Genomic DNA, 23,958 nt, shown 5'->3' with positions numbered 1-23,958 from the left:
AAATATTTGTTTTTGCTGTGCTACGCTAAAAAAAACAAAGATAAGGAGCGGATCATCTGATGGGAAAAAAACAGCTAGTCCTTGTTGGAAATGGAATGGCCGGGGTAAGAGCGATTGAAGAAATACTGCGTGTTTCAAAAGACGAATTTGAGATTACAATATTCGGGGCCGAACCTCATCCCAACTATAACCGAATCCTTCTGTCAAAAGTGCTGCAAGGCGATACCGACATTCAAGACATTACGTTAAACGATTGGAACTGGTACAAAGAAAACAACATTCAGCTGTATACCGGTGAAACAGTCATCAAAGTCGACACGGAAAACAAAACCCTCATCACCGATGCAGACAGAATCCAGCCTTACGATGAACTCATCCTGGCGACAGGCTCTGTCCCTTTTATCCTTCCGATTCCGGGCGCAGACAAACAAGGCGTCACGGCATTCCGGGACATAAAAGATACAGACACGATGCTCGCCGCGTCAAAACAATATAAAAAAGCAGCCGTCATCGGCGGAGGACTGCTGGGTTTGGAAGCCGCACGCGGACTGCTGAATCTCGGAATGGACGTGTCTGTCATCCACCTCGCCCCATTCCTGATGGAGCGCCAGCTTGACGCAGCGGCGGGACGCCTGCTGCAAAACGAATTAGAAAAACAAGGCATGACCTTTTTCCTTGAAAAGCAAACCGAAGAAATTCTCGGTACTGACCGTGTCGAAGGCGTACGCTTCAAAGACGGCACAAGCATCGAAGCTGACCTGGTCGTCATGGCGGTCGGCATCCGCCCGAATACACAGCTTGGCACAGAAAGCGGCATTCCGGTAAACCGCGGAATCATTGTTAATGATTATATGCAGACTGACATTCCGCACATTTACGCGGTCGGTGAATGTGCCGAGCACCGCGGAATCGCATACGGTCTTGTGGCGCCGCTCTATGAACAGGCGAAAGTGCTCGCAAAGCATATTTGCGGCATTGAAACAAAACCGTATGAAGGCTCCGTTCTCTCCACTCAATTAAAGGTATCAGGCGTCGAAGTCTTCTCTGCCGGTGACTTTAACGAATCAGAGGACAAAAAAGCGATTAAAGTGTTCGATGAGCAGGACGGCATTTATAAAAAAATCGTCCTGAGGGGCAATCAAATTGTCGGCGCTGTTTTGTTCGGCGACAGCAGCGAGGGCAGCCGCCTGTTTTCAATGATTCAAAAAGAAGCCGATATCTCCGAAACTTCCAAGATATCAATCTTACAGCCTCTTGACCAGGAAGCAGGCGCAAGCATGACCGCGGCGATGAGCGACGATGAAATCATCTGCGGATGCAACGGCGTTTCAAAAGGCGCGATTATTCAAGCCATTCAGGAAAAAGGCTGCACATCAACGGACGAAATCAAAGCATGCACCGGGGCATCCCGTTCCTGCGGAGGCTGTAAACCGCTCGTGGAAGACATTCTTCAATATACACTGGGCTCAGAATTTGACGCGTCCGCGCAAAAAGAAGCGATTTGCGGCTGCACATCACTGTCGAGAGATGAAGTCGTAGAAGAAATCAAAGCCAAAGGGCTGTCCCATACAAGAGAAATCATGAACGTGCTCGGCTGGAAAACGCCGGAGGGCTGCTCCAAATGCCGTCCTGCCCTCAACTACTACTTAGGCATGATTAATCCGGCTACATACGAGGATGACAGAACATCCCGTTTTGTGAACGAACGGATGCACGCCAATATTCAAAAAGACGGAACATACTCAGTCGTGCCCCGTATGTACGGCGGCGTGACCAACTCTCAGGATCTCCGCAAGATCGCCGATGTCGTCGACAAATATGAGATCCCGCTCGTTAAAATGACCGGCGGCCAGCGGATTGATCTCATCGGCGTCAAAAAAGAAGACCTGCCGAAAGTATGGGCCGAGCTTGATATGCCGTCAGGCTACGCGTACGGAAAAACACTCCGCACGGTAAAAACGTGCGTAGGCGAACAATTCTGCCGCTTCGGCACGCAAGACTCCATGGCACTGGGCATTGCGCTTGAGAAAAAATTCGAAGGGCTCAATACGCCTCATAAGGTTAAAATGGCCGTGTCCGCCTGCCCTCGGAACTGTGCGGAATCAGGCATTAAGGACCTTGGCGTTGTCGGCATCGACGGAGGCTGGGAGCTTTATGTCGGCGGAAACGGCGGAACCCATTTGCGCGCCGGTGATTTGCTGATGAAAGTAAAAACGAATGAAGAAGTCTTAGAATATGCGGGGGCTTACCTTCAGTACTACAGAGAAACGGCAAACTATCTGGAGCGGACATCCGCATGGCTTGAGCGCGTCGGTTTATCTCATGTCCAATCCGTATTAAACGATCCGGAAAAACGGCAGGAGCTCAACGACAGAATGAATGAGACACTCTCTGTCCACAAAGATCCGTGGCAATACTTCCTTAAAGATAAAAAAGCATCTAAAGATCTATTCGAAAATGTCGTCACGACTTCATAAAACAGTAAGGGGGAACGGACATGGTTAATAAAGATATGACAAAGGTTTGCATAGGCAAAGTAAACGAATTACCCGAGGAGCTAGGAAAAACCGTATATATAGAAGATAAAGAGCTTGCCGTATTTAAGCTTTCTGACGGGAGCGTCCGCGCCGTCGAAAACCGCTGTCCCCATAAAGGGGGCGTCCTGGCTGAAGGCATCGTCAGCGGAGAATACGTCTTCTGCCCGATGCATGACTGGAAAATCTCCTTAGAAGACGGAAAAGTCCAAGAGCCGGATCATGGCTGTGTCAAAACATACGAAACACTGATTGAAGGAGAGAATGTATACCTCCTGTATTGAGCAAAGACCGGATCACTTTTTCAAGTGGTCCTTCATTTTTTAAATTGCTGAAGGGATGACGCCATCATGAAAAACGGAATCGTATATTTTGTCGGTGCCGGACCAGGAGACCCGGGGCTGATCACCGTAAAAGGAAAACAGGCTCTGGAGAAAGCGGATATCATTTTGTATGACCGGCTCGCAAACCCAAAGTTTCTTGAATATGCCTCACCGGACTGCCGGTTCATTTATTGCGGAAAGCTGCCCGACCGTCATTTTATGAAACAGTCTGAGATAAATGCCCTGCTGATTGAAAAAGCGGCGGAGGGCTGCACCGTCGTCCGCTTGAAAGGCGGAGACCCAAGTGTGTTCGGCAGAGTCGGCGAAGAAGCGGAGGCGCTTCATCAGCACGGCATCCGCTACGAAATGGTGCCCGGCATCACCTCGGGAATCGCAGCGCCGCTGTATGCGGGAGTCCCCGTCACTCATCGTGATTTCGCTTCGTCCTTCGCGATGATCACCGCTCATGATACATCATTGCAAGGCAGGCCGAATCTCGACTGGGAAGGGCTTGCCCGAAGCGTTCAAACGCTTGTGTTTTACATGGGCGTTAAAAATCTGTCATTTATATGCCGGCAGCTTACGGAGTACGGAAAATCCCCTTCCGTTCCCGTACTCGTCATTCAATGGGGGACGTGGGGGCGGCAGCGGAGCGTTAAAGGAACGCTTCAGGATATCCATGAAAAAGTTCAAAGCCAAAACATCACCAACCCTGCCATTATCGTCATCGGTGATATTGTCAATTTTCAAACACACAGCTGGTTTGAAAGCAAACCGTTCATCGGGCGGCATATCATGGTTGTCACTCATGGCGATGAAGAACATACATTGACAGACAAGCTGCGCGAGTATGGCGCCGATGTTATCGAATGGCCGAAGCGGATCGTTAAAAAAATGCCCGCAAACGAAAACATCCTGAAACAGATCAGCACCTTTGAACAACTATTTTTCACATCGCGCCTTGCGGTATGCGAATTCTTTGACACACTGGCTTTCAAGCAGATCGACATCCGCCGGGTGACCGCAAGCCTGAATGCAGCGACTGAGGCCGCAAAGACGGAACTGACAAAACGGGGCTTTCTCCTATCCGAATGTCAAATTGATTCTCCGCATTCACTCATTGTAGGAAGCCGTCAAGCAGCAGAAAACTTGTCAGACTCAAAATCATGCCCGCTTTATATCACCCATGAACATATCGCGGATGAGCGGTTCACTTCCATGATCGAACGCACGATCAGTGAGTCTCCTCTGCAAATGATTATCTGTACGGGCAAAGAATCCGCTCAGCATTTGATCAGCGCCGGAAAACAAATCGGCATATCACCGGATTCGTCAGCAAACCGCCCTCCCGTCATCTGCATGGGCGAAGACGTCCCCGCCGGCTGCGGGTTTACCGCCGTGAAAAACCAGGAGCAGTTATTTGCGTTTATACGAAATGAAATGAAAGACATGCTCGTTCACGGCTGATACGCCGGAATGCTTTTCTGACCCCCCAGGCTCAACATCGGGGGTCAGCCCTTTTTTATTGTGTCACCAATTTTTTATGGTGAGTCGAATACATCGCCATCTGATCCGCCTGCGGGTCCAAATAGGCTTTGGCGCTGTTCACGGCGGTCGGCCCCTCCGTGAAACCGCCGGCAATCAATCTGAGCTTGCTTTCATAGTGGGCGGCGTCACCGGCGACAAACACGCCCGGAAGATTCGTCCGCATATGTCTGTCAGCTTTAATCCTGCCTTCTTCAATCTCAAGCCCCCAGTCCTTCATCGGACCGAGATCAATTTTAAACCCGTGGTTGATAATGAGCTCATCAAGCTTGATGACTTCAGAAAGTCCGGACTCAGTTTGGCAAACGGTGACGCTCTCGATCCGTTCCCCTGTGCCGTTGAGAAGCTTCAGACGATACGGCGCAAGCACCCGCACGGAAGACCGCTTCATTTTCGCCACGCTGCTTTCCAAACCGCCGAACTCCTCCCTGCGGTGCAAGACGGTAACAGACGCCGCAATCGGTTCCAGCTCATTCGCCCAGTCAACCGCGGTATCTCCCCCTCCGGAAATCACGACATGCTTCCCCTGAAACGCATCAAGCTTCTCCACCTTATAATGAAGGTTCTTTCCCGAATAACGGCTCGCATCCGCGCTGTCAAGTTCATTGACCTCAAGCGTTCCCATGCCGACGGCCAAAATCACCGTGCGTGTATAGTGCTTTTCCCCTTTGGAACTTTCCAGCACAATGGTTCCGTCATCCAGCCGTTCAAATCCGGTCACCCGCTGATTCAACACGATATCCGGCTCAAATGTCGCAGCCTGTTCCTTCAGCTGCTTAATCAGCTGTTCTCCGGCAATCCCGGGTATTCCGCCGATATCACGGATGATTTTTTCGGGGAAAAACATAGACACTTTCCCTCCGAGCCGCGGCAGAAACTCGATCACTTTCGTTTTCAGCTCGCGCATCCCGCAATAAAAAGCCGCAAACAGGCCGATCGGGCCTCCGCCTATAATCGTGACGTCGTACACCTCATGATTTTCCGCCATCGTTCTGCCTCCCGTTTATATCTATACTTCATATATCTTTAATTGAGAATCAATATCAATGAAAGTATAACACATATTGAGGAGCAGTGTTTATTCATTTCTCATCTTGCGGGAAAGGAGTGATTCAGAAGTGAGGTTCTGAGATTGATAAGCGGGAAGGTATTAAAACTGAAACCAGTACGGCGACTGGTTTCTTTTTTATCTCTTTTTCATCAGCATGATATCGAGATACAGCTGGCACCTTGTCCTGAAGTCGTTTAAATTAATTGATGTCATGTCAAGAATCTGTTTGATACGGTAGTTCAATGTGTTTTGATGAATAAAAAGCTGTTCTGCGGCTGGTTTTGTTTTGCAGTTATTGAGGAGATAGATTTCTAACGTTTTCAGCAGTTCTGTACTGCTTTCTCTGTCTTTGGCTTTTAATAACGCTAAATCATTGTTTACATATTCCAGTGAGGCGTTTTTTTCTTCGATACTTTCAAGATAGCGGTAAATCCCGAGCTTACTGTATTCGTACGGGATATTTTCCTGGTTTCCGGTAATTTCGGCGGCCTTTATGACTTCAAGGGCCTCTATATAACTTTTGCCGAGCTTCAGGATGCTGCTGTATTCATTGCCGATTCCGATATAGATGGGAGTGGGGATCTTCTGAAAGTGAAAATGAGTCAGCAGTTTGTGGATGAATTCAGATGCTGCCGAAGTGCCGGAGCTTTTTTGCGAGAAGCTTGCGACGACGATGACAATATTGGAATCAATGGTTAAGACGTGACTGACTTTATCCCGCAAATTCAAGTACGATTTGATGTTTTCCTTCACATCTTCGACTGCCTCCCCATCCCCATTTGCGGCGTGCAGGACGACTACCGAAAAAACCGATGGCAGCACGGCGTTCATCTTTTCCGCTTCCCGCCTGAACTCCTTTTCAGAGGAGAATTGCTGAAAGATCGCCCTTTTCACCAGGTCTTCCGCTCTCTCTTCTTTTTCCTGTTTCAGCCGGTTCGTTTTATAGATGATTTTTCCGACATGGAATGAAGTTTCATATAAAAAGTCGAGCTCCTCGTCCGTCAAGTTTCGGTCGAGCTCCTGAATCCAGATGTAGCCCATCACTTCCCCTTTATGTTTTGCGCTTACAACCACTCTCTGATTCAGTCCGATACTGTCTATTTTTTCGACACGGAACGGTTCAGGAACGGTTTTCAGCTTTTCGATCACCCCGTCCTTCAGAAACCTTTCAAAAATCTGCACGGGGCATTTTTTTGAAAATATCGTCTGCTGGTTGGCGGAGTCGAAGTGATTAATGTAGTAAGAATTATAGGCAAGCAAAAAGAAATCCGCGCTTTCCAGAATAACGGGCTTCTGCAATTCATAACTGATGAAATCAATTAATTTATCAATGTCCGTAAATGAAAAAACTCTCTCTAAAAGCTCTTCCATACCTATTTCTCCTATGCTCTTTTTATCTTTATCATACTCTGCGGGGTGACTTTTTGTATAGAAAAAAATTCACATATTCCCAAAACGGAACGATCCGAAAGCCTGTATCGTGAAAAGAGGAAAAAGGGCGGTCCCTTCTTCCTCTCGTTCCTTGCTTTTATTGAGAAAGTGTATCACGGTAATCATGAAACTGATCTGTGACATCTTTTGACGGAGCCTGTGTCAATAAGCTGACGACAAATACAGCGGCAAGGCTTACAGCAAAGCCCGGAATGATTTCGTACAAAAAGTCTGAAAGACCGGCATTCGCCCAAATGATTACGGTAATCGCTCCCGCAATCATGCCGGCGAGTGCCCCCCATTTCGTCATCCGTTTCCAAAATAAACTGAGCAGTACGACCGGCCCGAATGACGCGCCGAATCCCGCCCATGCATAGCTGACAAGACCAAGTATCGTGTTGTTTTTCTCCCAAGCGAGCACCAAAGCGATGATTGACACCGCAAGCACTGCCATTCTCCCCAGAAATACGAGTTCCTTATCAGAAGCCGAACGCCTGAACATGGACTTATACAAATCCTCTACTAAAGAACTGGACGTAACGAGCAGCTGAGACGAAATCGTACTCATAATGGCCGCTAAAATCGCAGAAATGAGAAATCCCGTAATAATCGGGTGGAACAGAATATTGCCGAGCTGAATAAAAATGGTTTCCGGATCAGCCAGCTTCAGTCCGTGCTGGTGGTAATACGCGATTCCCGCAAGACCCGTAAACAGCGCGCCTAGTGCAGACAAAATCATCCATCCCATTCCGATCCGTCTGGCGCGTTTGATTTCTTTCACAGATGTGATCGCCATAAAGCGCACAATAATATGCGGCTGCCCGAAATAGCCGAGCCCCCACGCAAATAAAGAAATAATGCCAAGGACGGTCGTCCCTTTGAACATATTAAACAGTTCCGGATTGACGGAACGGATATCGGCAACGGTTTCCCCCGGGCCGCCCGTATGGAAAATCGTCACAATCGGCACGAGAATAAGCGCCGCAAACATAATGATCCCTTGAACAAAGTCCGTCCAGCTTACCGCCAAAAAGCCTCCGAACAAGGTGTAGGCGACAACGACGCCTGTCACGACCCACAGTCCCGTGTGGTAATTCAACCCTAAAATGCTGTTGAATAAGACGCCTCCGGATACCATGCCGGATGATACGTAAAATGTGAAAAAGACGAGAATGACAAGACCCGAAAACAGTCTGAGAAGCTTCGTATGATCACCGAAACGGTTTTCAAGGAAACCCGGAATGGTGATGGAATTCCCCGCTTTTTCAGTATACGTTCTCAGCCTCGGCGCCACGAAAAGCCAGTTCGCCCACGCCCCGAGCACAAGCCCGAGCACAATCCAAGCGCCGCTTAATCCTGTCGAGAACATGGCGCCCGGAAGCCCCATCAAGAGCCATCCGCTCATATCCGCCGCTCCCGCGCTGAGCGCTGTGACGGCAGGGCCTAAAGAACGCCCCCCGAGCATGTAATCCGTCAGATTTGACGTCCGTCTGTAGGCGAAATAACCGATAAACAGCATGCCCGCCATATAAATACAAATGGAAATAATCAACTGAATGTTTGCTATGGCATTTCCTCCTCCGCTTTATATGTTTATGGTGAAATGGACACCCCCCGCGAGGAGGATGCCCATTCAGTCCCTCTTAAAACGTTTCACTGATTGTTTTCGCCTGCATGTGGAGGGCCAAATAATCCGGGCCGCCCGCTTTTGAATCAGTGCCGGACATTTTGAAGCCTCCGAACGGATGGTAGCCGACAATCGCTCCCGTACAATTGCGGTTGAAGTACAGGTTGCCGACATGGAATTCCTGTTTCGCCCGTTCAATATGTTTGCGGTTATTTGTAATGACCGCGCCTGTCAAACCATATTCAGTATTGTTGGCCACTTCTAAAGCTTCATCAAAGTTTGACACTTTAGAAAACGCCACGACAGGCCCGAAAATTTCTTCCTGCATGAGTCTGGCTTTCGGATCAAGGTCAGCGAAGATCGTCGGCTTGATAAAGTAGCCTTTTGAATCATCTCCGGTGCCGCCGCTTACTAAACGGCCTTCTTCTTTTCCGATTTCAATGTAGCTCATGATCTTGTCGTAAGAACCTTGGTCGATGACAGGTCCCATATACACGTCAGCGCTGTCAGGGCTTGCCGTCACTTTTGATTCAGTGATTTCGATGACGCGCTCTAATACTTGATCATACACTTTTTCATGGACAACTGCACGTGAACCTGCAGAACATTTTTGTCCCGCGAAGCCGAATGCTGATGTAAAGATGGATTGAGCCGCCAATTCAATGTCCGCATCTTCATCAACGACAACCGTATCTTTACCGCCCATTTCTGCAATGACGCGTTTCAGATGCTGCTGTCCCGGCTGCACTTTCGCCGCACGTTCGAAAATTCTCGTACCGACTTCACGTGATCCCGTAAATGTGATAAGGCTTGTTTTCGGATGGTCAACAAGATAATCGCCTACTTCTGCTCCGCTTCCCGGCACAAAGTTGACTACGCCTTTTGGCAATCCGGACTCTTCAAGCACCTCAACAAATTTTGCTGCAATAACAGGTGTAGCACTCGCAGGTTTTAGAACCACTGTGTTTCCAGTAACGATCGGCGCCACTGTTGTTCCTGCCATGATCGCAAACAAGAAGTTCCACGGCGGAATAACAACTGTCACTCCAGTCGGCGTGTATACATATTGGTTTTTCTCGCCTTCGCGGCTGTTGACCGGCTTGCCTTTTGCCAATTCAACCATTTGGCGCGCGTAGTATTCCATAAAGTCGATGGCTTCCGCCGTATCTGCATCAGCTTCGTTCCAAGGTTTTCCCGCTTCCTTGACGAGCAGGGCGGAGAATTCGTGCTTTCTGCGGCGGACTTTGGCAGCTGCGCGGAACAAAACGGCCGCTCTTTCTTCAGGGGATGTGTATCTCCACTCTTCAAATGCTTTCGCAGCTGCCTCAATCGCTTGCTCAGCGTGCTCCTGGGACGCCTTTGACACTTTTCCGACGACTTCTTCTTTATCAGCCGGATTGATTGAAACGATTTTCGCTTCCGTCTCTACCTTTTCACCGTTGATGACGAGCGGATAATCTTTTCCCAGATACTCATTTACCGTCGCAAGCGCTTTCTTAAATTCTTCAACGTTCGATTGATCTTGGAAATTTGTGAATGGTTCGTGTTTATAAGGTGTAGTCATTGTCATCTCTCCCTTTTTTACTTCTTAGTCATCCCTTTAAAGGCGAATGCGATGTTTGAGGGGCGTTCGGCGAGCCGTCTCATGAAATAGCCGTACCAGTCATCCCCGTAAGGCAGGTAGACTCTCATGCGGTATCCTTCTTCCACCAAGCTGAGCTGGGTTTGCGAGCGCATGCCGTACAGCATCTGAAACTCAAAACGGTCGTTTGGAATGCCGTGCTCTTTGGCAAGCTGTTTTGTAAACTCGATCATTTTGTCATCATGCGTGGCAACTGCCGTATAATGTCCTTTTAAAAGCTGTTTGCGGATGAGTCTTTTATAATTTTCATCGACGTCGCTTTTTTCAGGATAGGCCACCTTTTCCGATTCTTTATAGGCCCCTTTGACAAGCCGCAGAAACGGATTCAGCGGGCTGAGGTCATCAAGATCCTTCTCCGTTCTGTACAGATAAGCCTGCACCACGGTGCTTACATATTCATACCGGCTCCGGAAGTCTTTAAAGATATCCAGCGTTTTCTGGCATCTCGTTTCATCTTCCATGTCAATCGTCACCATGACTTTATGTTTTTCAGCCGTCTGGAGGATTTTCGTCATATTTTCATAGACGAGATCGAGATCTATATCAAGACCTAAAGACGTCATTTTTAATGACACTTGGGAATTCAGCTGTTCATCAGCGATTAAGGCGATGGTCTGCATGCACTCCTCGGTGCGTTCTTTCGCGACATCACCGCTGTTGACAAATTCCCCCAAATGATCGACAGTAACTGACAGCCCCTGGCTGTTCAAATGTCGGATTGTCGGGATAGAACTGCGGAAATCCATTCCTCCGATGATTTTGCCGGCTGCCACACGGCTTCCCCAGCTTCGCGCCATCTTATTGAGAAAGCTGCTCTTGGATAAAAATAAGAAAAAATCTCTTGTAATCACTTCCAACCTTAACACCCCGCAATCTAAGAAGTATTTGTATGAGTCTATTGTAAATGGACAAAACATCCTCTCACAATATTCTAAAAATACAAAGATTCTGATTAATTTTTGTGGTTTTACCACAATCAGCTTCTTAGATAGCAGGCGGATTATGCCGAAAAAAGGCGGACGGAAATGACGGCAATCGTCAATTTCCGCCTTTTTCCCCCCACGCCTCTTCGACGGTCTGAATCAATAGCCGATTCAGTTCCTCCGTTATGTCAGGTTTCGGCGTTTTGATCGTTTTGACATAGTGCCCGATGCGTTCTATTTCTTCTTCTATAAATGCATGAATGATCGTATTTCTCGGTTCCGGAGCCAGCTCCTGACCGCTTTTTTTCCTTGTAAGCAGTGTATTGATTTCAGAAATGAGCGCTTCATCCGTCAATAAGGCATCGGCCAGTACGGGAAATGACATCGGCGGTACGGAGCCGAATGTTTCAATCCATCTGCAGGCAAGGAGAGGACGCAGAACGTAAAAATACTTTTTAATCTTCACTTCACTGCCCCGCAGTTCCGTTTTTTCATTCCGTTTTGCCATATTGAGATAATGATAGATGCCGGCTTCAGGCGAAAAGGCGCGGATTTTCAGTTTTCGAAGCTTTTCAGCCGCTGAGAAAGCTTCATAATAGATCATCTCAGAAGAGAGCCATTCCAAAAGAGGCGGATTTGATTTTTTAAAAAGCCTAAGCGCTTTTCTCAGTTCCCAGCCGCTGATGTCAAGCATGTCATGAATCGGCTCTTCTATGACATCCCTATGCGGTTCGATCGAAAAGTACCATTCTTTTTTCGGCACATAGAGAAACCGTACATCGTAGTCGCTGTCGCTTGACGGAAATCCCCATGCGCGGCTCCCTGATTCTACGGCGTAAAGCACCTTGACGCCGTGCTGTGCTTCAATTCGTTTTAATTCTTCGATGATCCTTTGTTCCATCTGTATCCGTCCTTTTCCGTGATCATTCCTGAAAAAAGCCCAAGTACTTGGGCTTTTCGCTGTCGTCAGCCTTTCAGATGCGCTTTCAGAAAGGCCAGCTTTTCCGTATGGAAAGAAGGTATGTATTCATGTCCGAAATACCGGTAAACCTTCAATTCTTTTTCCGTTTCCAGATGATTGTAAGCGGCAAACACCGTCGACGGCGGAGTCACGCGGTCAATCAGCCCGATGGACATGAGCACCGGAACCTTTACGCGGTCCGCCAGATTCATGATATCAAAATAGGCCAGTGTATTCATCGCGGCCTTCTCCGTTTCAGGGCTGCCGTTCTTTCTGAAAAAGGAGTTAATCTCAAGATACGGCTCATCAAGAGCGACATCAATGGCCCGCTCAAAATTGCTTAAATAAGGATAATCGGCCGCAACCGCTCTCGGAATATCAGATAGTGCCGCCGCGGCGATTGAAAGTCCGCCTCCCTGGCTCCCGCCGATGACGGCGATCCTTGTTTCATCCACTTCATCAAAGCCGCTGATGACTTCCAAAGCCCGGACGGCGTCTAAGTACACGCCGCGGTAATAATATGTATCTTTATCTAAAATCCCTTTCGTCATCCAGCCGGGAACGTGTCCGTGCGGTGAGACGCTTGTATCTGTGCTGCTGTGCTGACCGCGGACAAGCATGCCGAACGCGGCATATCCGTGAAGCGCCCAATTTACGATGTCATGTATATCCCCGTCATAGCTTGCGTTATAGCCGTGATATTTCACGATGGCCGGATGCGGTCCTTGCCGGTCGGGAACGGCGTACCATCCCTCAATTTCCGCCTTGCCGAAGCTTCGGTATGTCAGCCGGAATACTTTCACGCCGTCAGCCGGGTAGCTTTCAGCCTTCAATTCAGGCTTTGCCTCTTCCTTTGCAAGCTCATGTAATGATGATGCCCAAAAATCCGAAAAGTCATGAGGAGCGGTTTTATTTGGTTTATAGGTTTGCAGTTGGTCGAGCGGCAAGTCGTATAATTGCATATCCGATTATTCTCCTTTGTTTTATAAGATTTAATTTTCTGACTCTATCTTAACACGATTTTACACTCATTTTCTAAACATTTTAATAAACGTTTGTTTAAAAACAAAAAAGCCGTGCGCTCACAGCGTCACGGCTCTTTTTACATCGGCTGATACAGGTCCCAGCCGATTTTTAACGTTTCTACGATATAATCGGCTATTTCTTCTGGTTCCAGATTATCCGTCGCCACTTTTGAATTATGTTTATCATAGATGCTTTGGCGCTCGTTAAAGAGCTGCTGCATTTCATCCATGGAACGGTTATGCAGAACGGGACGGCTTTCAATCAGCAGATCAGCCCGCTGCTTCCAATTCTCCCATGATAAATCAAGATGGAGCACGAGACAGTTTTCAAGGCAGCACTGTCTGATTTCCTCTTGTTTAAACGAACCGCCCCCAAGCGACACAATCTTGAATTTCGTATTGCGGCAGATATCTAATATATAATCCTTTTCGGTCTGACGGAAAAAGGCTTCACCTTTTTTCTCAAACATTTCAGGGATGGACATATTGAAATCTTTCTCAATCTGCAGATCAATATCAATGAAGTCTCTGTATAATTTCTTAGCGACCAGCTGGCCGATTGTTGTCTTTCCGACACCCATGAATCCGATCAGTACGATATTTCTTTCTCTTACGGGAATGGCACGTTTTGCGTTCATCTTCGGCGAAATCCTCCTAAGAAATGAAAAAGTTATGTTTATTATATGATAACTCAATATTGAAATATAGAGATAATGCAATGAAAGAAAACCCATCCTTTATAAGAAGAGATGAGTTTTTCTTTCTATCGGAGCGTAATGCGTTCCACCTTTCCGACAATGAAAATATAAGAAAATGCCCCGATAAATGCGACAGCGCCGACAAACAGAATCGCTCCGTTATATGAACCGGTCGCAGAAACGATAAACCCGATGATAAGCGGGGTGATAATACCGGCCATATTGGCGAAAAAGTTAAACACGCCTCCTGCCAATCCGATTGTTTCGCTTGGCGCCACCTCACTCAGCATCGTCCAGGAAATATTGGACATGCCCTGCGCAAAAGAAGCAATGGATAAGATCGTCAAAACCGCAGGAGCAGAATCCGTAACATTCGCGAGCACGATGGAGCCTGTCAGCAGAAGACCGAGGATGACGGGCGTTTTCCGGGCAACGTTCACCGACACGCCCCGTTTCATCATTCCGTCAGACCAATATCCGCCGAACAATACGCCGAAAAAGGCGGCGATATACGGAATTGATGCGGCGAAGCCGACTTTTAAGAAAGCCATGTGCTTTGCCTCCGCCAGATAAGTCGGAAACCATGTCAAAAAGAAGAACAGCGTGGAGGCTACGGCAAATTGGCCGATATACAAGCCGACAAGCTTGCGGTATTTAAGAAGCTGGACGAAATCCGGCCACGTGATCCTGCCGGCTGATTCTGACACCTCTGTCAGTCCGCCGCCTTCTCTAATATAATCAAGCTCTTCCCGGTTCACTTTCCGGCACCGATTCGGCTCGTGATACATTTTGAACCAGAAAATGGAGAAAACAAGCCCGAGCACCCCTGAGGAAATAAAGACGGCGCGCCAGTCAAATGCCGTTAACACCCAGAATAAAACCGGTGTGGCGAACGCCAGCCCCACATATTCCCCCGCCGTATAAGCACCCGTCGCAAAGGCGCGTTCCCGCCTTGGAAACCATGTTGTGACAATCCGGTTGTTTGCCGGAAACGCAGGCGATTCAGCCAGCCCGATAATCAGGCGGCAGCCGAATAAAAATCCGAAACTGGCCGCAAAAGCCTGCACTCCGGTGAAAACCGACCAGATCAATAAAGAAACGCCGTACGTCCGTTTTGACCCGAATTTGTCCAAAATGAGCCCGCCGGGAATCTGCATTCCCGTATAAGTCCAGCTGAATGCGGAAAAGACGACGCCCAAAAGCGCGGGGCTTATGTTCAGCGATGTCTGAATGGACGGGGCGGCGATGGATACACTGGCACGGTCTATATAATTAATCGCAGTGATAAAAAACAAAAGAATCAGTATCACATAACGAGCGCGAGTCGGTTTATTGCGGACGGGACTGAAGTCCGTCAGCTCCGTTTCATTTTTCAATGGCTTCTCCCCCCTTACTCGAATGAAATTAATTGTACAACACTTCGGTCAATTATTTAATACTTTGACGCAAAAAAGCGCTAAACAATTTGTGTGCCGCACTGACCGGATGCAGACACCCCCCGCTTATAAAAGTGTCTGCCCTTTTCACCTGTTTATCCGTATCGCACCCGGGGAAAAAGTACACATATGATAGACAGTTACGGGAGGATTACCGATGAAACTGAGTTTTTGCACGACAGGATTTAAAAAAAAGCATATTTTCGACATCATTTCTTTCGCGAAGGAGCACTCCTTTGACGGAATCGAACTGTGGTACGGACACACTAAACAATATATAGAGGAAATCGGCCCGCTCGACAGGCTTGATCAGCAGCTTCAGGAGGAAGGCATCGGGGTGCCTGCCGTCAGTTTGTACACTGACTTCGCCACTCAGGATGAAAAGCAGGCGTTAAAGGATGTTCAAAGGGCATTAAGGGCGGCACGACAGCTGCACAGCCCCTTGATCAGAGTCTTTGCCGGCAATCTTCCTTCGCATCGGACATCACCGGAAAAGTGGCAACGTGCGGTTGATCAATTTCAGCAGGCGGCACGGCTCGCAGATGACTATGGAGTCGATATCGGGCTTGAGATTCATTACGATACGTACGCGGATACACCGGAGGCGGCGCTGGCATTTTTGGAGGATGTCGGACATCCGCGGGTCCGCACCATTTTTGACGGCTCCAACCTACACGTCAATCACGTTGACCAAATGCCCGCTTTAGAAAAACTGTATCATACCGTCAGCCACATTCATCTGAAAAACTATCACTGGAATTTTGACAACTGGTATCTCAGCAAGCCAACTCCGATTTTTCAAGGAGATCTCGATCAAAAAGCATTTTTAAAAGAGCTGATGAACAGACAATATGACGGTTTTGTTTCTCTTGAGTATTTTGGAGAACATGCCTTTACGCATATAAAGGAATCGCTCCGCGAATATACGTCTGTTTTTTCCCGCTGACTCTTCGATCGAAGGGTCTTTTTTTGTATCATATAGAAAAAGGGGGATATCATGATGATCATTTGGATAAATGGGGCTTTCGGTTCCGGAAAAACACAAACAGCGTTTGAGCTGCACAGAAGACTGAAACCGTCTTACGTATATGATCCTGAAAAGATGGGGTTTGCGATGCGTTCGATGATACCGCCGGATATCGCTGAAGATGACTTTCAAAGCTACCCTCTGTGGCGGGAAATCAATTACAGCATGCTTTCCTATTTGTCAGATACATATCAGGGCATCATCATTGTGCCCATGACCATTACGAACGATCAATACTTCCATGACATGATCAGCAGGCTGAGACAGGATGGCCGGACCATTCACCACTTTACCCTGCTGGCTTCAAAGGAAACATTGCTGAAACGCCTGCGCACCAGAGCGGAAGGAAAAAACTCCTGGGCCGCAAAACAAATCGACCGCTGCATCAACAGCCTGTCTCATAGCCTCTTCACAGAACATCTCCATACAGACCAAATGTCTATTCAGCAGGTCGCAGAAACGATCGCTGCCCAAGCAAATCTGCCTCTTGAGCCTGATTCGAGAGGCAGCCTTCGAAGATTCACCGACAGATTGATGGTGAAGCTGAATCATATCCGCATCAAATAAAAAAACGTTTTGAAAACATGTCCCTGACCCATGCAAATGGATCAATAAATAAAAAGTCCCTCTGAAGGGATGTTTTTTCAAATGAAGAAAAAAATTTCAGAAACATAGAAGGTATTTTATGGATAATCATCTAATTATTAACACTGTAATACATTTCATTTGAAAAGGGAGTGTTCGAAATGAAATTCAAAAAAGTGTTAACCGGTTCTGCACTGTCTCTTGCCTTACTGATGTCTGCTGCTCCTGCCTTTGCCGCATCACCAACAGCATCCGTGGAAAATAGCCCAATCTCAACGAAAGCAGATGCCGGCATTAATGCCATCAAACTCGTTCAAAGCCCTAACGGCAACTTCGCTGCTTCTTTCGTTTTAGATGGAACAAAATGGATTTTCAAAAGCAAATACTATGACAGCAGCAAAGGGTATTGGGTAGGGATTTATGAAAGTGTAGATAAATAAAAATGAGATAAACAAAAACCTCCCTTTCAAAAGGGAGGTTTTTTCATTCTATTTCCACCAATCATCAAACATTGATGCCGGCACCTGGCGCTTATGCTCCGTACTGAGGTAGCGTTTTTCCAGCGCCTCAATCACTTCGGAAGAAACGTCCTTGCCTTCTAAATAATCATCAATGTCATTGTATGTGATGCCGAGTTCGGTCTCATCAGTCTGCTGCGGTTTTTCATCAAGCAGATCGGCCGTCGGTAATTTCAAATACAGGCGTTCCGGCGCGCCGAGCTCTTCTAATAAACGTCTGCCCTGGCGTTTCGTTAATCCGGTCAGCGGCAGCAGATCAGCTCCGCCGTCACCGTATTTCGTGAAGAAACCGGTCACCGCCTCGGCCGCATGGTCGGTTCCGATGACAAGCAGCCCCTCTTGTCCGCCAATGGCATATTGAGCGATCATTCTCATTCTGGCCTTTACATTTCCTTTGTTAAAGTCAGACAGCTGATCGCCCGTGTCTTTTTTGTACTGATCAGCGAACGCGCTGACAGCGGACTTAATATCAAACGTCCAAGATTTATCAGGCTTAATGAATTTGAGCGCCATTTGGGCGTCATCCTCATCCTGCTGTGTGCCGTGCGGAAGGCGGACGGCGATAAATTCCGCGTTTCCGCCTTCTTCTCTGATGCTTTCAGCCGCCAATTGGGCGAGGCGTCCCGCAAGCGTGGAATCCTGCCCCCCGCTGATGCCGAGCACAAAGCCTTTGGCACCTGTTTTTTTCAAATATTGTTTCAGAAAGTTCACTCTGTCCTCAATTTCTTGTTTCGGATCAATTGAGGGCTTTACATGGAGATCATTCATAATTTGTTTCTGGATGCTCATCCCAATCACTCCTCCTGCATTGTTTCTTTATGATTCATTTCCCGTTCATGCTGAAAATGAATCATGCCACTATGTACGACTCTCTGTTAAATATAGCACAGGTGCGGATTTTAAGTGAATCAAATACACCGGGATCAGCTGATTTCCACCCGCAGCGCCGTGATGCTGTCTCCGTTGCATTTTCCTTTTTCGATCGGACAGGATGAAAACGCGACGAGGAGATCCATTTCCGCACGGAGCCGTACATAATCACCCGCGTCAGAAAGAGGCGTTTCGACTGATAAGTTCCCCTTCTCATCGAGCACCGTGTTCATAAAGATGGCAAATGGGTAATGCATATGCGGCCGCGGCACCCCGAACGGCTCAAGCGCCCCGCTCATATTGTCATAGCACGTATCCTGGAGCTCGTCTTTATGCTTTCCGTATAAAAGCCTGTTCATATCCGGACGGCAGGCGGGAAGCAGCAGGTCATGCTTGCCGACTGTATCCTCAATCAGCGTCAGCATCGGCTTGTATAAATTCGAATAAATATGATCACCCGTTTTTACATGAATGGACTGGTTGGCATCAATCGTCGCGCCCTGATCAAGATGTTCATAAAAGTCCTTGGCATGATACGCCGTAAAATCAGCCACCTGCTGCCCTTCCACATCGACTACTTTTATAATCTGCCCTTTGTGAACCTTCAGGCCGAGCCCTTTTTTCGGCGGTACGATAAATTGCTGTGTCATCAGACTGCTCCTTTTTTTCTTCTATTATGAACCCCGGCCGTTTGTTTCATGTAAAGCAATTTATTGGATGTATATTCCCCTTCTGACGGCCGCAATCTAAGCTTTGATAAAGGGGTTGAACTTCATGAGTAAATCACAGGACCAGCCTAAAGGGAATCTCGCTTGGTGGCAGCTCTCCTTAATCGGCGTCGGCTGCACAATCGGGACGGGCTTTTTTCTCGGGTCCAGCATCGCTATTGTCAAAAGCGGATTTTCCGCGCTGATCTCATTTCTTATTGCCGGGCTTGGCACCTATTTTGTCTTTGAGCAGCTCGCGAAGCTCTCGGCCAAACAGCCCGAAAAGGGGTCTTTTTGCGCTTATGCGAGAAAGGCTTTCGGCACTTGGGCCGGTTTCAGCAACGGATGGGTGTACTGGTCGTCCGAGATGCTGATCACTGGAAGCCAGCTGACAGCGATCTCGCTATTTACGAAGCATTGGTTTCCGAATGTGCCGCTGTGGATTTTCGCCTCCATCTATGCGGTGCTCGGTCTCTTGATTATATTTACGGGGCTGTCCGTTTTTCAAAAAACGGAAAATGTGCTCGCTGTTGTCAAGACGGCGGCGATTGTTATGTTTATCGTCATCGCCATATTGGCGCTGTGCGGTATATTTTCTCATAAACCGGATGTGCAGGTGCCGAACGAATCAAAGGATTTGTTCCCGCACGGAGCGATGGGGTTATGGACCGGATTGATTTATGCGTTTTACGCCTTCGGAGGAATTGAAGTCTTGGGGCTGATGACCGTGCATTTGAAAAAGCCGGAGGAAGCCTCAAAATCAGGCCGGCTGATGCTTGCCGTTCTTGCGGTGATTTACGTCATTTCTCTCGGCCTGGCGCTGCTGTTAGTGCCGCTGGGCAAATTCACCGAACAGGACAGCCCGTTTATTACATCGCTGAAGGGTTTTCATTTAGATATCATTCTTGATATTTTTAACGGGATTTTTATTATTGCGGGATTTTCCACGCTCGTCGCCTCGCTGTTTGCCGTGACGACATTGCTTTGTACGATGGCAGATGACGGAGATGCGCCGAAATGCTTCAGATTAAAGGAAAACAAAAAAATCTGCTGGCCTGCGCTCGGATTGACGTTTGCCGGACTCATCGTCTCCATCATCCTGTCATTGGTGCTGCCGAAAAATATATATGAACACATGACGACCGCGGCGGGCCTGATGCTTCTTTATACGTGGCTGTTCATTTTGTTCTCGGGCAAGAAACTGCTCGAAACGACAAAGATGGGAACCGTACAGATTGTTATCGCCCTTGTGCTGATTGTCGCGGCCGTCTACGGGACGCTGTTTGAGAAATCGAGCCGGCCCGGTTTTCTGGTCAGCCTTTGTTTTCTCGCCGTCATTGCGATCGTGACATGGATCGTACAAAAAAAGCAGGGACACAGCCCTGCCGGATCATAGCTTATTTCGTCGGTTTAAACAGTCTCTTCAAATAAGAAAAGGGACACTTTGACACTTGCGTCTCATCATCACGGAGGAAATATTGCTTCCATTCTAAATTGTCTTTTCCTCCGTACCACCCCAATCGGGGATGAAGAGGGGCTTCATCATACGCCTCTAAGCGTTTTCTGATCAGCCGGCTCATGTTTCGTCCGAACGCGGTTGAATCATTTAATCCTTCGAAAACCCATCTCGGCTGAAACGCCAGCATAAAAAACGGGAAGCTTCTGCTTTGTCTCGCTTCATGCGCAGGCGTCGCGCACAGAATAAAATACGGCTCGCCGTCAAAGCAGAACTCCCATTTATAATGTTCAGGGTCTTCCGGTATGTCTTCCGGCCAGTCTTTCGGATCGCAGCCGCTCAGCCGGTTTAAAAAAGACCAGAACAGCTCTTCATACGCCTCAATGGAATAATACTCAGCTAAATCCTCAGGCGTATCAAAAATCACAAGCAGCGACGCGTATTTTCCGGTATTCCTTGAGATCTTTCCGTACTCGGACAGCAGTAGTCCCACTTCCTCCGGGGTTCCCTCTTCGCGGGGATCACCCGCAAAGGATATCCGGAGCTGATCTGTCAAAAATCCCTGACGTCCGGGAATGCACGGAAACGCGTCCGCTTTATCGCCTACTTTTTCTGATAGAAGCTCAAAAGCGATTCTCTGCCAATTTGGCAGATCCAATAACTTTTCCTCAAGGCAACTTTTTGTGTACAGCTCGCTTGCCATCGGCCCACCTCCAGTATCGTCATGATACGTTATGATGGAGATAGGCGATGGGTGACTCTTCTATTTATGAGATGAGCATTTGAATCCCCTGCCATCCGAAATAAAACCCGAAAACGATCAAAGACACACCCGCCGCTCCCGTCAGCCAGCGGAGCGCTTTTTCATGAAGGAGATTTCTGAAAGTGCTCGCGGCGACCGCCATGCAGAAATCCCAGATCAAAATGCCGAGAAGAATGCCGGAGCTGTAAATCAAAAGCTGATTTGCATCGAAGGATTCAGCGGTTTTAGCGAGGATGCTGCCGTATATGCCGAGCCAGAATAAAATGCTCAGCGGATTGGAAAGAGAAATAAAAAATCCCGCGCCGAATGTTTTGTAAAAAGCCGGTTTTCCTTTTCCGCTTCTGACATTCATGGCTTCCCTGATATTTTTTAGCGTTTCGACTCCCGTATAGGTCAGCACGAAAAAACCGAAGAGCCACAAAAACGTTTTTACAAAAGGAGCGGTCAAAAATTGAGACAGCCCGAAATAGATCAGAATCATATACAGCCCGTCCGCGGCCATAGCGCCGAGACCGAAAATCCATGCATGCCAAAAGCCGTTTTTGATGCCTTTGTCAATTTGCGCCGCATTGACCGGTCCGACAGGTGCTGACAATGACAGCCCGAGAACGATGTAGCTTAAAAAGATGTTCATTGGCTTCCCCCTCATTCATGCAACTTGTACAAGTTATTCATGAATGGGCCGTGCTATGATACATTATTTTAATTTCTCAAGCTCGTCTTCCATCATGTCCGTCGCTTTTCCTAAAAAATCGAATATCAGCCGCAGTTCTTCTTCTTTATATTGCCGGCAAAGGCTGATCGTGGACTGGGATAAGGAGCTGAACAATTGCTTCACATTCGCTTTTCCTGCTGTCAGCGGCACGATGATCACACGCCGTTTGTCTTCGGGGTCTTTTTTCCTCATGACATATCCCGCTTTTTCGAGCCGGTCAATGAGCGCCGTTACCGAACCTGTGCTGAGGCCGGTTTTTTTCCCAAGCTCGCCTGCGGTCATCGGGCCTGCTTCATTTAAGATATCAGCTGATTTCAAATCGGTCGGAAACAGACCGAGAGATTGAGCGGCGGCCTGATGAAAAAGGATCGTTCTTGTGGCCATCTTCCGGAATAACTGTATCGCGGTTTCCTCCGTCTCGCTTCTGGTATTTCTTGTTGACAACTGACAGGCCTCCCTATAAAATCAATTTATCTTGACGATCAAGATAATTTTCGGCAAATCTAATATGATCATAGCAAATTTAATGATCAAAAGTAAGTATGGGAGGAAAAAAGCATGGAACAAACAGCCGCGAAGGACGCCACGACAAAGTTTGTCGTCATCGGTCTTTTGCTGGGCATTTTAATGTCGGCTATGGATAATACAATCGTTGCCACTGCGATGGGAAATATCGTGGCGGACCTCGGAAGTTTCGATAAGTTCGCGTGGGTGACGGCATCATACATGGTAGCCGTTATGGCCGGTATGCCGATTTATGGAAAACTGTCCGATATGTACGGACGCAAACGTTTCTTTTTATTCGGTCTTATTCTTTTCTTAATCGGATCTGCATTATGCGGAATCGCCCAAACAATGGATCAGCTCATTATTTACCGCGTTATTCAGGGAATCGGCGGAGGCGCGCTGATGCCGATCGCCTTCACGATCATTTTTGATTTATTTCCGCCGGAAAAACGCGGAAAAATGTCGGGCATGTTCGGTGCCGTTTTCGGCCTTTCCAGCGTTCTCGGGCCGCTTTTAGGCGCGCTCATTACCGACTCCATCAGCTGGCACTGGGTGTTTTACATCAACGTGCCGATCGGTATTTTATCATTGTTTTTCATTCTGCGTTATTATAAAGAGTCCCTTGAACACAAGAAACAGAAAATCGACTGGGCCGGCGCAATCACGCTGGTGGTTTCCATTGTCGGTCTGATGTTCGCTCTTGAGCTCGGCGGAAAAACGTATGATTGGAACTCCGTGCAGATCATCGGTCTGTTCGCTGTATTCGCCGTGTTCTTTATCGCCTTTTTTATTGTGGAAAGAAAAGCGGAAGAACCGATTATCTCATTTTGGATGTTTAAAAACCGTTTATTTGCTACGGCACAGATTCTGGCGTTCCTTTACGGAGCCACGTTCGTCATTTTAGCGGTGTTTATCCCGATCTTCGTTCAGGCTGTGTACGGAAGCACCGCGACAAGCGCGGGCTTTATTTTGACGCCGATGATGATCGGTTCTGTTATCGGAAGTATGATCGGCGGAATTTTCCAGACGAAAGTGCGGTTCCGCAATTTAATGCTGATTTCCGTGGTCGCTTTCTTTATCGGAATGCTGCTGCTTTCCAATATGACACCGGATACGGCGCGTACGATGCTGACGGTATTCATGCTGATCTCAGGATTCGGCGTCGGCTTTAACTTCTCACTGCTGCCGGCCGCGTCCATGAACGATCTGGAGCCGCGTTACCGCGGAAGCGCCAACTCAACAAACTCGTTTTTGAGATCATTCGGCATGACACTCGGTGTGACGATTTTCGGAACCGTCCAGACGAATGTGTTTACCAATAAGCTCACAGATTCATTCAGCGGCATGAAAGGAGCGGGCGGCGCGATGCAGAACATCGGAAATCCGCAGGAGATCTTCCAGGCCGGCACGCGCGCTCATATTCCGCCGTACATTCTGGATCGCATTATTGACGCCATGTCGCAAAGCATCACATATGTATTTACGCTTGCGCTGGCGCCGATCGTCATTGCGGCCGTTACCATTTTGTTTATGGGAAAAGCGAGAGTAAAAACCTCTCAGGAAATGGCGAAAAAAGCGAATTAAAAAAAGCAGTACATGGCGTTTGTCATGTAC

22 protein-coding genes are annotated in these 23,958 nt (G+C 47.9%); 8 read left to right on the top strand and 14 right to left on the bottom strand.

Going from position 1 to position 23,958, the window contains the following annotated elements; genetic code table 11:
• The first annotated feature begins 59 nt into the window (after positions 1-59).
• From nasD to cobA, 3 genes are all read left to right on the top strand, one after another.
• Positions 60-2,477, top strand: a complete 2,418-nt coding sequence (gene nasD, locus RUW00_RS19960; RefSeq protein WP_209387861.1) for an NADPH-nitrite reductase — start codon at positions 60-62, stop codon at positions 2,475-2,477.
• Positions 2,478-2,497: 20 nt separating this feature from the next.
• The gene (gene nirD, locus RUW00_RS19955) at positions 2,498-2,818 is read left to right on the top strand and encodes a nitrite reductase small subunit NirD (RefSeq protein WP_007409365.1); all 321 of its coding nucleotides are present in this window, start codon (positions 2,498-2,500) and stop codon (positions 2,816-2,818) included.
• A 66-nt stretch (positions 2,819-2,884) separates the two neighbouring features.
• Positions 2,885-4,324: a uroporphyrinogen-III C-methyltransferase gene (cobA, locus tag RUW00_RS19950; protein ID WP_280144839.1), complete on the top strand. Its 1,440-nt coding sequence runs from the start codon at positions 2,885-2,887 to the stop codon at positions 4,322-4,324.
• A gap of 55 nt (positions 4,325-4,379) precedes the next feature.
• Here the strand turns inward: cobA and RUW00_RS19945 are convergent, their stop codons facing one another.
• The 9 genes from RUW00_RS19945 to RUW00_RS19905 form a co-directional block, all read right to left on the bottom strand.
• A complete protein-coding gene (locus RUW00_RS19945; RefSeq protein WP_280144838.1) occupies positions 4,380-5,390 on the bottom strand; it encodes an NAD(P)/FAD-dependent oxidoreductase in 1,011 nt (336 codons plus the stop codon).
• A 198-nt stretch (positions 5,391-5,588) separates the two neighbouring features.
• Positions 5,589-6,824 carry a proline utilization transcriptional regulator PutR gene (gene putR / locus RUW00_RS19940; protein WP_021494194.1) on the bottom strand — a complete coding sequence of 412 codons (1,236 nt, stop codon included), beginning with the start codon at positions 6,822-6,824 and terminating at the stop codon, positions 5,589-5,591.
• A 157-nt stretch (positions 6,825-6,981) separates the two neighbouring features.
• Positions 6,982-8,436: a sodium/proline symporter PutP gene (gene putP, locus RUW00_RS19935; protein ID WP_014416862.1), complete on the bottom strand. Its 1,455-nt coding sequence runs from the start codon at positions 8,434-8,436 to the stop codon at positions 6,982-6,984.
• A 91-nt stretch (positions 8,437-8,527) separates the two neighbouring features.
• Positions 8,528-10,075 carry an L-glutamate gamma-semialdehyde dehydrogenase gene (gene pruA, locus RUW00_RS19930; protein ID WP_101287641.1) on the bottom strand — a complete coding sequence of 516 codons (1,548 nt, stop codon included), beginning with the start codon at positions 10,073-10,075 and terminating at the stop codon, positions 8,528-8,530.
• A 17-nt stretch (positions 10,076-10,092) separates the two neighbouring features.
• Positions 10,093-11,004 (bottom strand): proline dehydrogenase family protein, encoded by a 912-nt coding sequence (locus RUW00_RS19925; protein WP_087920787.1) that lies wholly within the window; start codon positions 11,002-11,004, stop codon positions 10,093-10,095.
• 187 nt (positions 11,005-11,191) lie between these two features.
• The gene (locus RUW00_RS19920) at positions 11,192-11,977 is read right to left on the bottom strand and encodes a nucleotidyltransferase domain-containing protein (protein ID WP_021494192.1); all 786 of its coding nucleotides are present in this window, start codon (positions 11,975-11,977) and stop codon (positions 11,192-11,194) included.
• A gap of 65 nt (positions 11,978-12,042) precedes the next feature.
• Entirely contained in the window at positions 12,043-12,999 is a 957-nt protein-coding gene (gene cah / locus RUW00_RS19915) for a cephalosporin C deacetylase (RefSeq protein WP_007409374.1), read from the bottom strand.
• 140 nt (positions 13,000-13,139) lie between these two features.
• Positions 13,140-13,700 (bottom strand): shikimate kinase, encoded by a 561-nt coding sequence (locus RUW00_RS19910; RefSeq protein WP_003156609.1) that lies wholly within the window; start codon positions 13,698-13,700, stop codon positions 13,140-13,142.
• Between the two features lie 125 nt (positions 13,701-13,825).
• The gene (locus tag RUW00_RS19905; RefSeq protein ID WP_007609271.1) at positions 13,826-15,136 is read right to left on the bottom strand and encodes an MFS transporter; all 1,311 of its coding nucleotides are present in this window, start codon (positions 15,134-15,136) and stop codon (positions 13,826-13,828) included.
• A gap of 217 nt (positions 15,137-15,353) precedes the next feature.
• Here RUW00_RS19905 and RUW00_RS19900 point away from each other — a divergent pair, with 217 nt between their 5' ends.
• The 3 genes from RUW00_RS19900 (at position 15,354) to RUW00_RS19890 (ending at position 17,248) form a co-directional block, all read left to right on the top strand.
• Positions 15,354-16,142, top strand: a complete 789-nt coding sequence (locus RUW00_RS19900) for a sugar phosphate isomerase/epimerase family protein (RefSeq protein WP_280144837.1) — start codon at positions 15,354-15,356, stop codon at positions 16,140-16,142.
• A 54-nt stretch (positions 16,143-16,196) separates the two neighbouring features.
• Complete coding sequence (tmrB, locus tag RUW00_RS19895) at positions 16,197-16,790, top strand: tunicamycin resistance ATP-binding TmrB (protein WP_280145427.1); 594 nt, start codon at positions 16,197-16,199, stop codon at positions 16,788-16,790.
• Positions 16,791-16,969: 179 nt separating this feature from the next.
• Positions 16,970-17,248: an antimicrobial peptide LCI gene (locus RUW00_RS19890; RefSeq protein WP_007609269.1), complete on the top strand. Its 279-nt coding sequence runs from the start codon at positions 16,970-16,972 to the stop codon at positions 17,246-17,248.
• Between the two features lie 48 nt (positions 17,249-17,296).
• On the opposite strand, the gene nadE is transcribed toward RUW00_RS19890, so the two are convergent.
• On the bottom strand, positions 17,297-18,115 hold the full coding sequence (gene nadE / locus RUW00_RS19885; protein WP_014416856.1) for an ammonia-dependent NAD(+) synthetase: 819 nt from the start codon (positions 18,113-18,115) through the stop codon (positions 17,297-17,299).
• 134 nt (positions 18,116-18,249) lie between these two features.
• Positions 18,250-18,846: a DUF1989 domain-containing protein gene (locus RUW00_RS19880; protein ID WP_014416855.1), complete on the bottom strand. Its 597-nt coding sequence runs from the start codon at positions 18,844-18,846 to the stop codon at positions 18,250-18,252.
• Between the two features lie 124 nt (positions 18,847-18,970).
• Here RUW00_RS19880 and RUW00_RS19875 point away from each other — a divergent pair, with 124 nt between their 5' ends.
• Positions 18,971-20,299, top strand: a complete 1,329-nt coding sequence (locus tag RUW00_RS19875; protein WP_121984609.1) for an amino acid permease — start codon at positions 18,971-18,973, stop codon at positions 20,297-20,299.
• Between the two features lies 1 nt (position 20,300).
• Here the strand turns inward: RUW00_RS19875 and RUW00_RS19870 are convergent, their stop codons facing one another.
• From RUW00_RS19870 to RUW00_RS19860, 3 genes are all read right to left on the bottom strand, one after another.
• Positions 20,301-21,062: a YqcI/YcgG family protein gene (locus tag RUW00_RS19870; protein WP_015416762.1), complete on the bottom strand. Its 762-nt coding sequence runs from the start codon at positions 21,060-21,062 to the stop codon at positions 20,301-20,303.
• A 64-nt stretch (positions 21,063-21,126) separates the two neighbouring features.
• Complete coding sequence (locus tag RUW00_RS19865) at positions 21,127-21,756, bottom strand: LysE family translocator (RefSeq protein ID WP_007409057.1); 630 nt, start codon at positions 21,754-21,756, stop codon at positions 21,127-21,129.
• Positions 21,757-21,819: 63 nt separating this feature from the next.
• Positions 21,820-22,281, bottom strand: coding sequence for a MarR family transcriptional regulator (locus RUW00_RS19860; RefSeq protein ID WP_003156626.1), 462 nt, complete (start codon positions 22,279-22,281; stop codon positions 21,820-21,822).
• A gap of 114 nt (positions 22,282-22,395) precedes the next feature.
• Here RUW00_RS19860 and RUW00_RS19855 point away from each other — a divergent pair, with 114 nt between their 5' ends.
• Entirely contained in the window at positions 22,396-23,928 is a 1,533-nt protein-coding gene (locus RUW00_RS19855) for an MDR family MFS transporter (protein WP_121984608.1), read from the top strand.
• Positions 23,929-23,958: the final 30 nt, after the last annotated feature.

This window comes from Bacillus sp. IS1, assembly GCF_032461585.1.
GTDB lineage: Bacteria > Bacillota > Bacilli > Bacillales > Bacillaceae > Bacillus > Bacillus velezensis.
This window is presented reverse-complemented; position numbering and strand designations above follow the sequence as displayed.

Excerpts from the sequence above, each read along its gene's own strand:
- cah (WP_007409374.1), bottom strand. The coding sequence starts at position 12,999 with ATGCAATTATACGACTTGCCGCTCGACCAACTGCAAACCTATAAACCA.
- tmrB (WP_280145427.1), top strand. The coding sequence starts at position 16,197 with ATGATCATTTGGATAAATGGGGCTTTCGGTTCCGGAAAAACACAAACA.
- RUW00_RS19920 (WP_021494192.1), bottom strand. The coding sequence starts at position 11,977 with ATGGAACAAAGGATCATCGAAGAATTAAAACGAATTGAAGCACAGCAC.
- pruA (WP_101287641.1), bottom strand. The coding sequence starts at position 10,075 with ATGACTACACCTTATAAACACGAACCATTCACAAATTTCCAAGATCAA.
- cobA (WP_280144839.1), top strand. The coding sequence starts at position 2,885 with ATGAAAAACGGAATCGTATATTTTGTCGGTGCCGGACCAGGAGACCCG.
- RUW00_RS19870 (WP_015416762.1), bottom strand. The coding sequence starts at position 21,062 with ATGGCAAGCGAGCTGTACACAAAAAGTTGCCTTGAGGAAAAGTTATTG.
- RUW00_RS19945 (WP_280144838.1), bottom strand. The coding sequence starts at position 5,390 with ATGGCGGAAAATCATGAGGTGTACGACGTCACGATTATAGGCGGAGGC.
- RUW00_RS19890 (WP_007609269.1), top strand. The coding sequence starts at position 16,970 with ATGAAATTCAAAAAAGTGTTAACCGGTTCTGCACTGTCTCTTGCCTTA.
- putR (WP_021494194.1), bottom strand. The coding sequence starts at position 6,824 with ATGGAAGAGCTTTTAGAGAGAGTTTTTTCATTTACGGACATTGATAAA.
- RUW00_RS19875 (WP_121984609.1), top strand. The coding sequence starts at position 18,971 with ATGAGTAAATCACAGGACCAGCCTAAAGGGAATCTCGCTTGGTGGCAG.
- nasD (WP_209387861.1), top strand. The coding sequence starts at position 60 with ATGGGAAAAAAACAGCTAGTCCTTGTTGGAAATGGAATGGCCGGGGTA.
- RUW00_RS19865 (WP_007409057.1), bottom strand. The coding sequence starts at position 21,756 with ATGAACATCTTTTTAAGCTACATCGTTCTCGGGCTGTCATTGTCAGCA.
- RUW00_RS19910 (WP_003156609.1), bottom strand. The coding sequence starts at position 13,700 with ATGAACGCAAAACGTGCCATTCCCGTAAGAGAAAGAAATATCGTACTG.
- nirD (WP_007409365.1), top strand. The coding sequence starts at position 2,498 with ATGGTTAATAAAGATATGACAAAGGTTTGCATAGGCAAAGTAAACGAA.
- RUW00_RS19855 (WP_121984608.1), top strand. The coding sequence starts at position 22,396 with ATGGAACAAACAGCCGCGAAGGACGCCACGACAAAGTTTGTCGTCATC.
- RUW00_RS19900 (WP_280144837.1), top strand. The coding sequence starts at position 15,354 with ATGAAACTGAGTTTTTGCACGACAGGATTTAAAAAAAAGCATATTTTC.
- RUW00_RS19880 (WP_014416855.1), bottom strand. The coding sequence starts at position 18,846 with ATGACACAGCAATTTATCGTACCGCCGAAAAAAGGGCTCGGCCTGAAG.
- nadE (WP_014416856.1), bottom strand. The coding sequence starts at position 18,115 with ATGAGCATCCAGAAACAAATTATGAATGATCTCCATGTAAAGCCCTCA.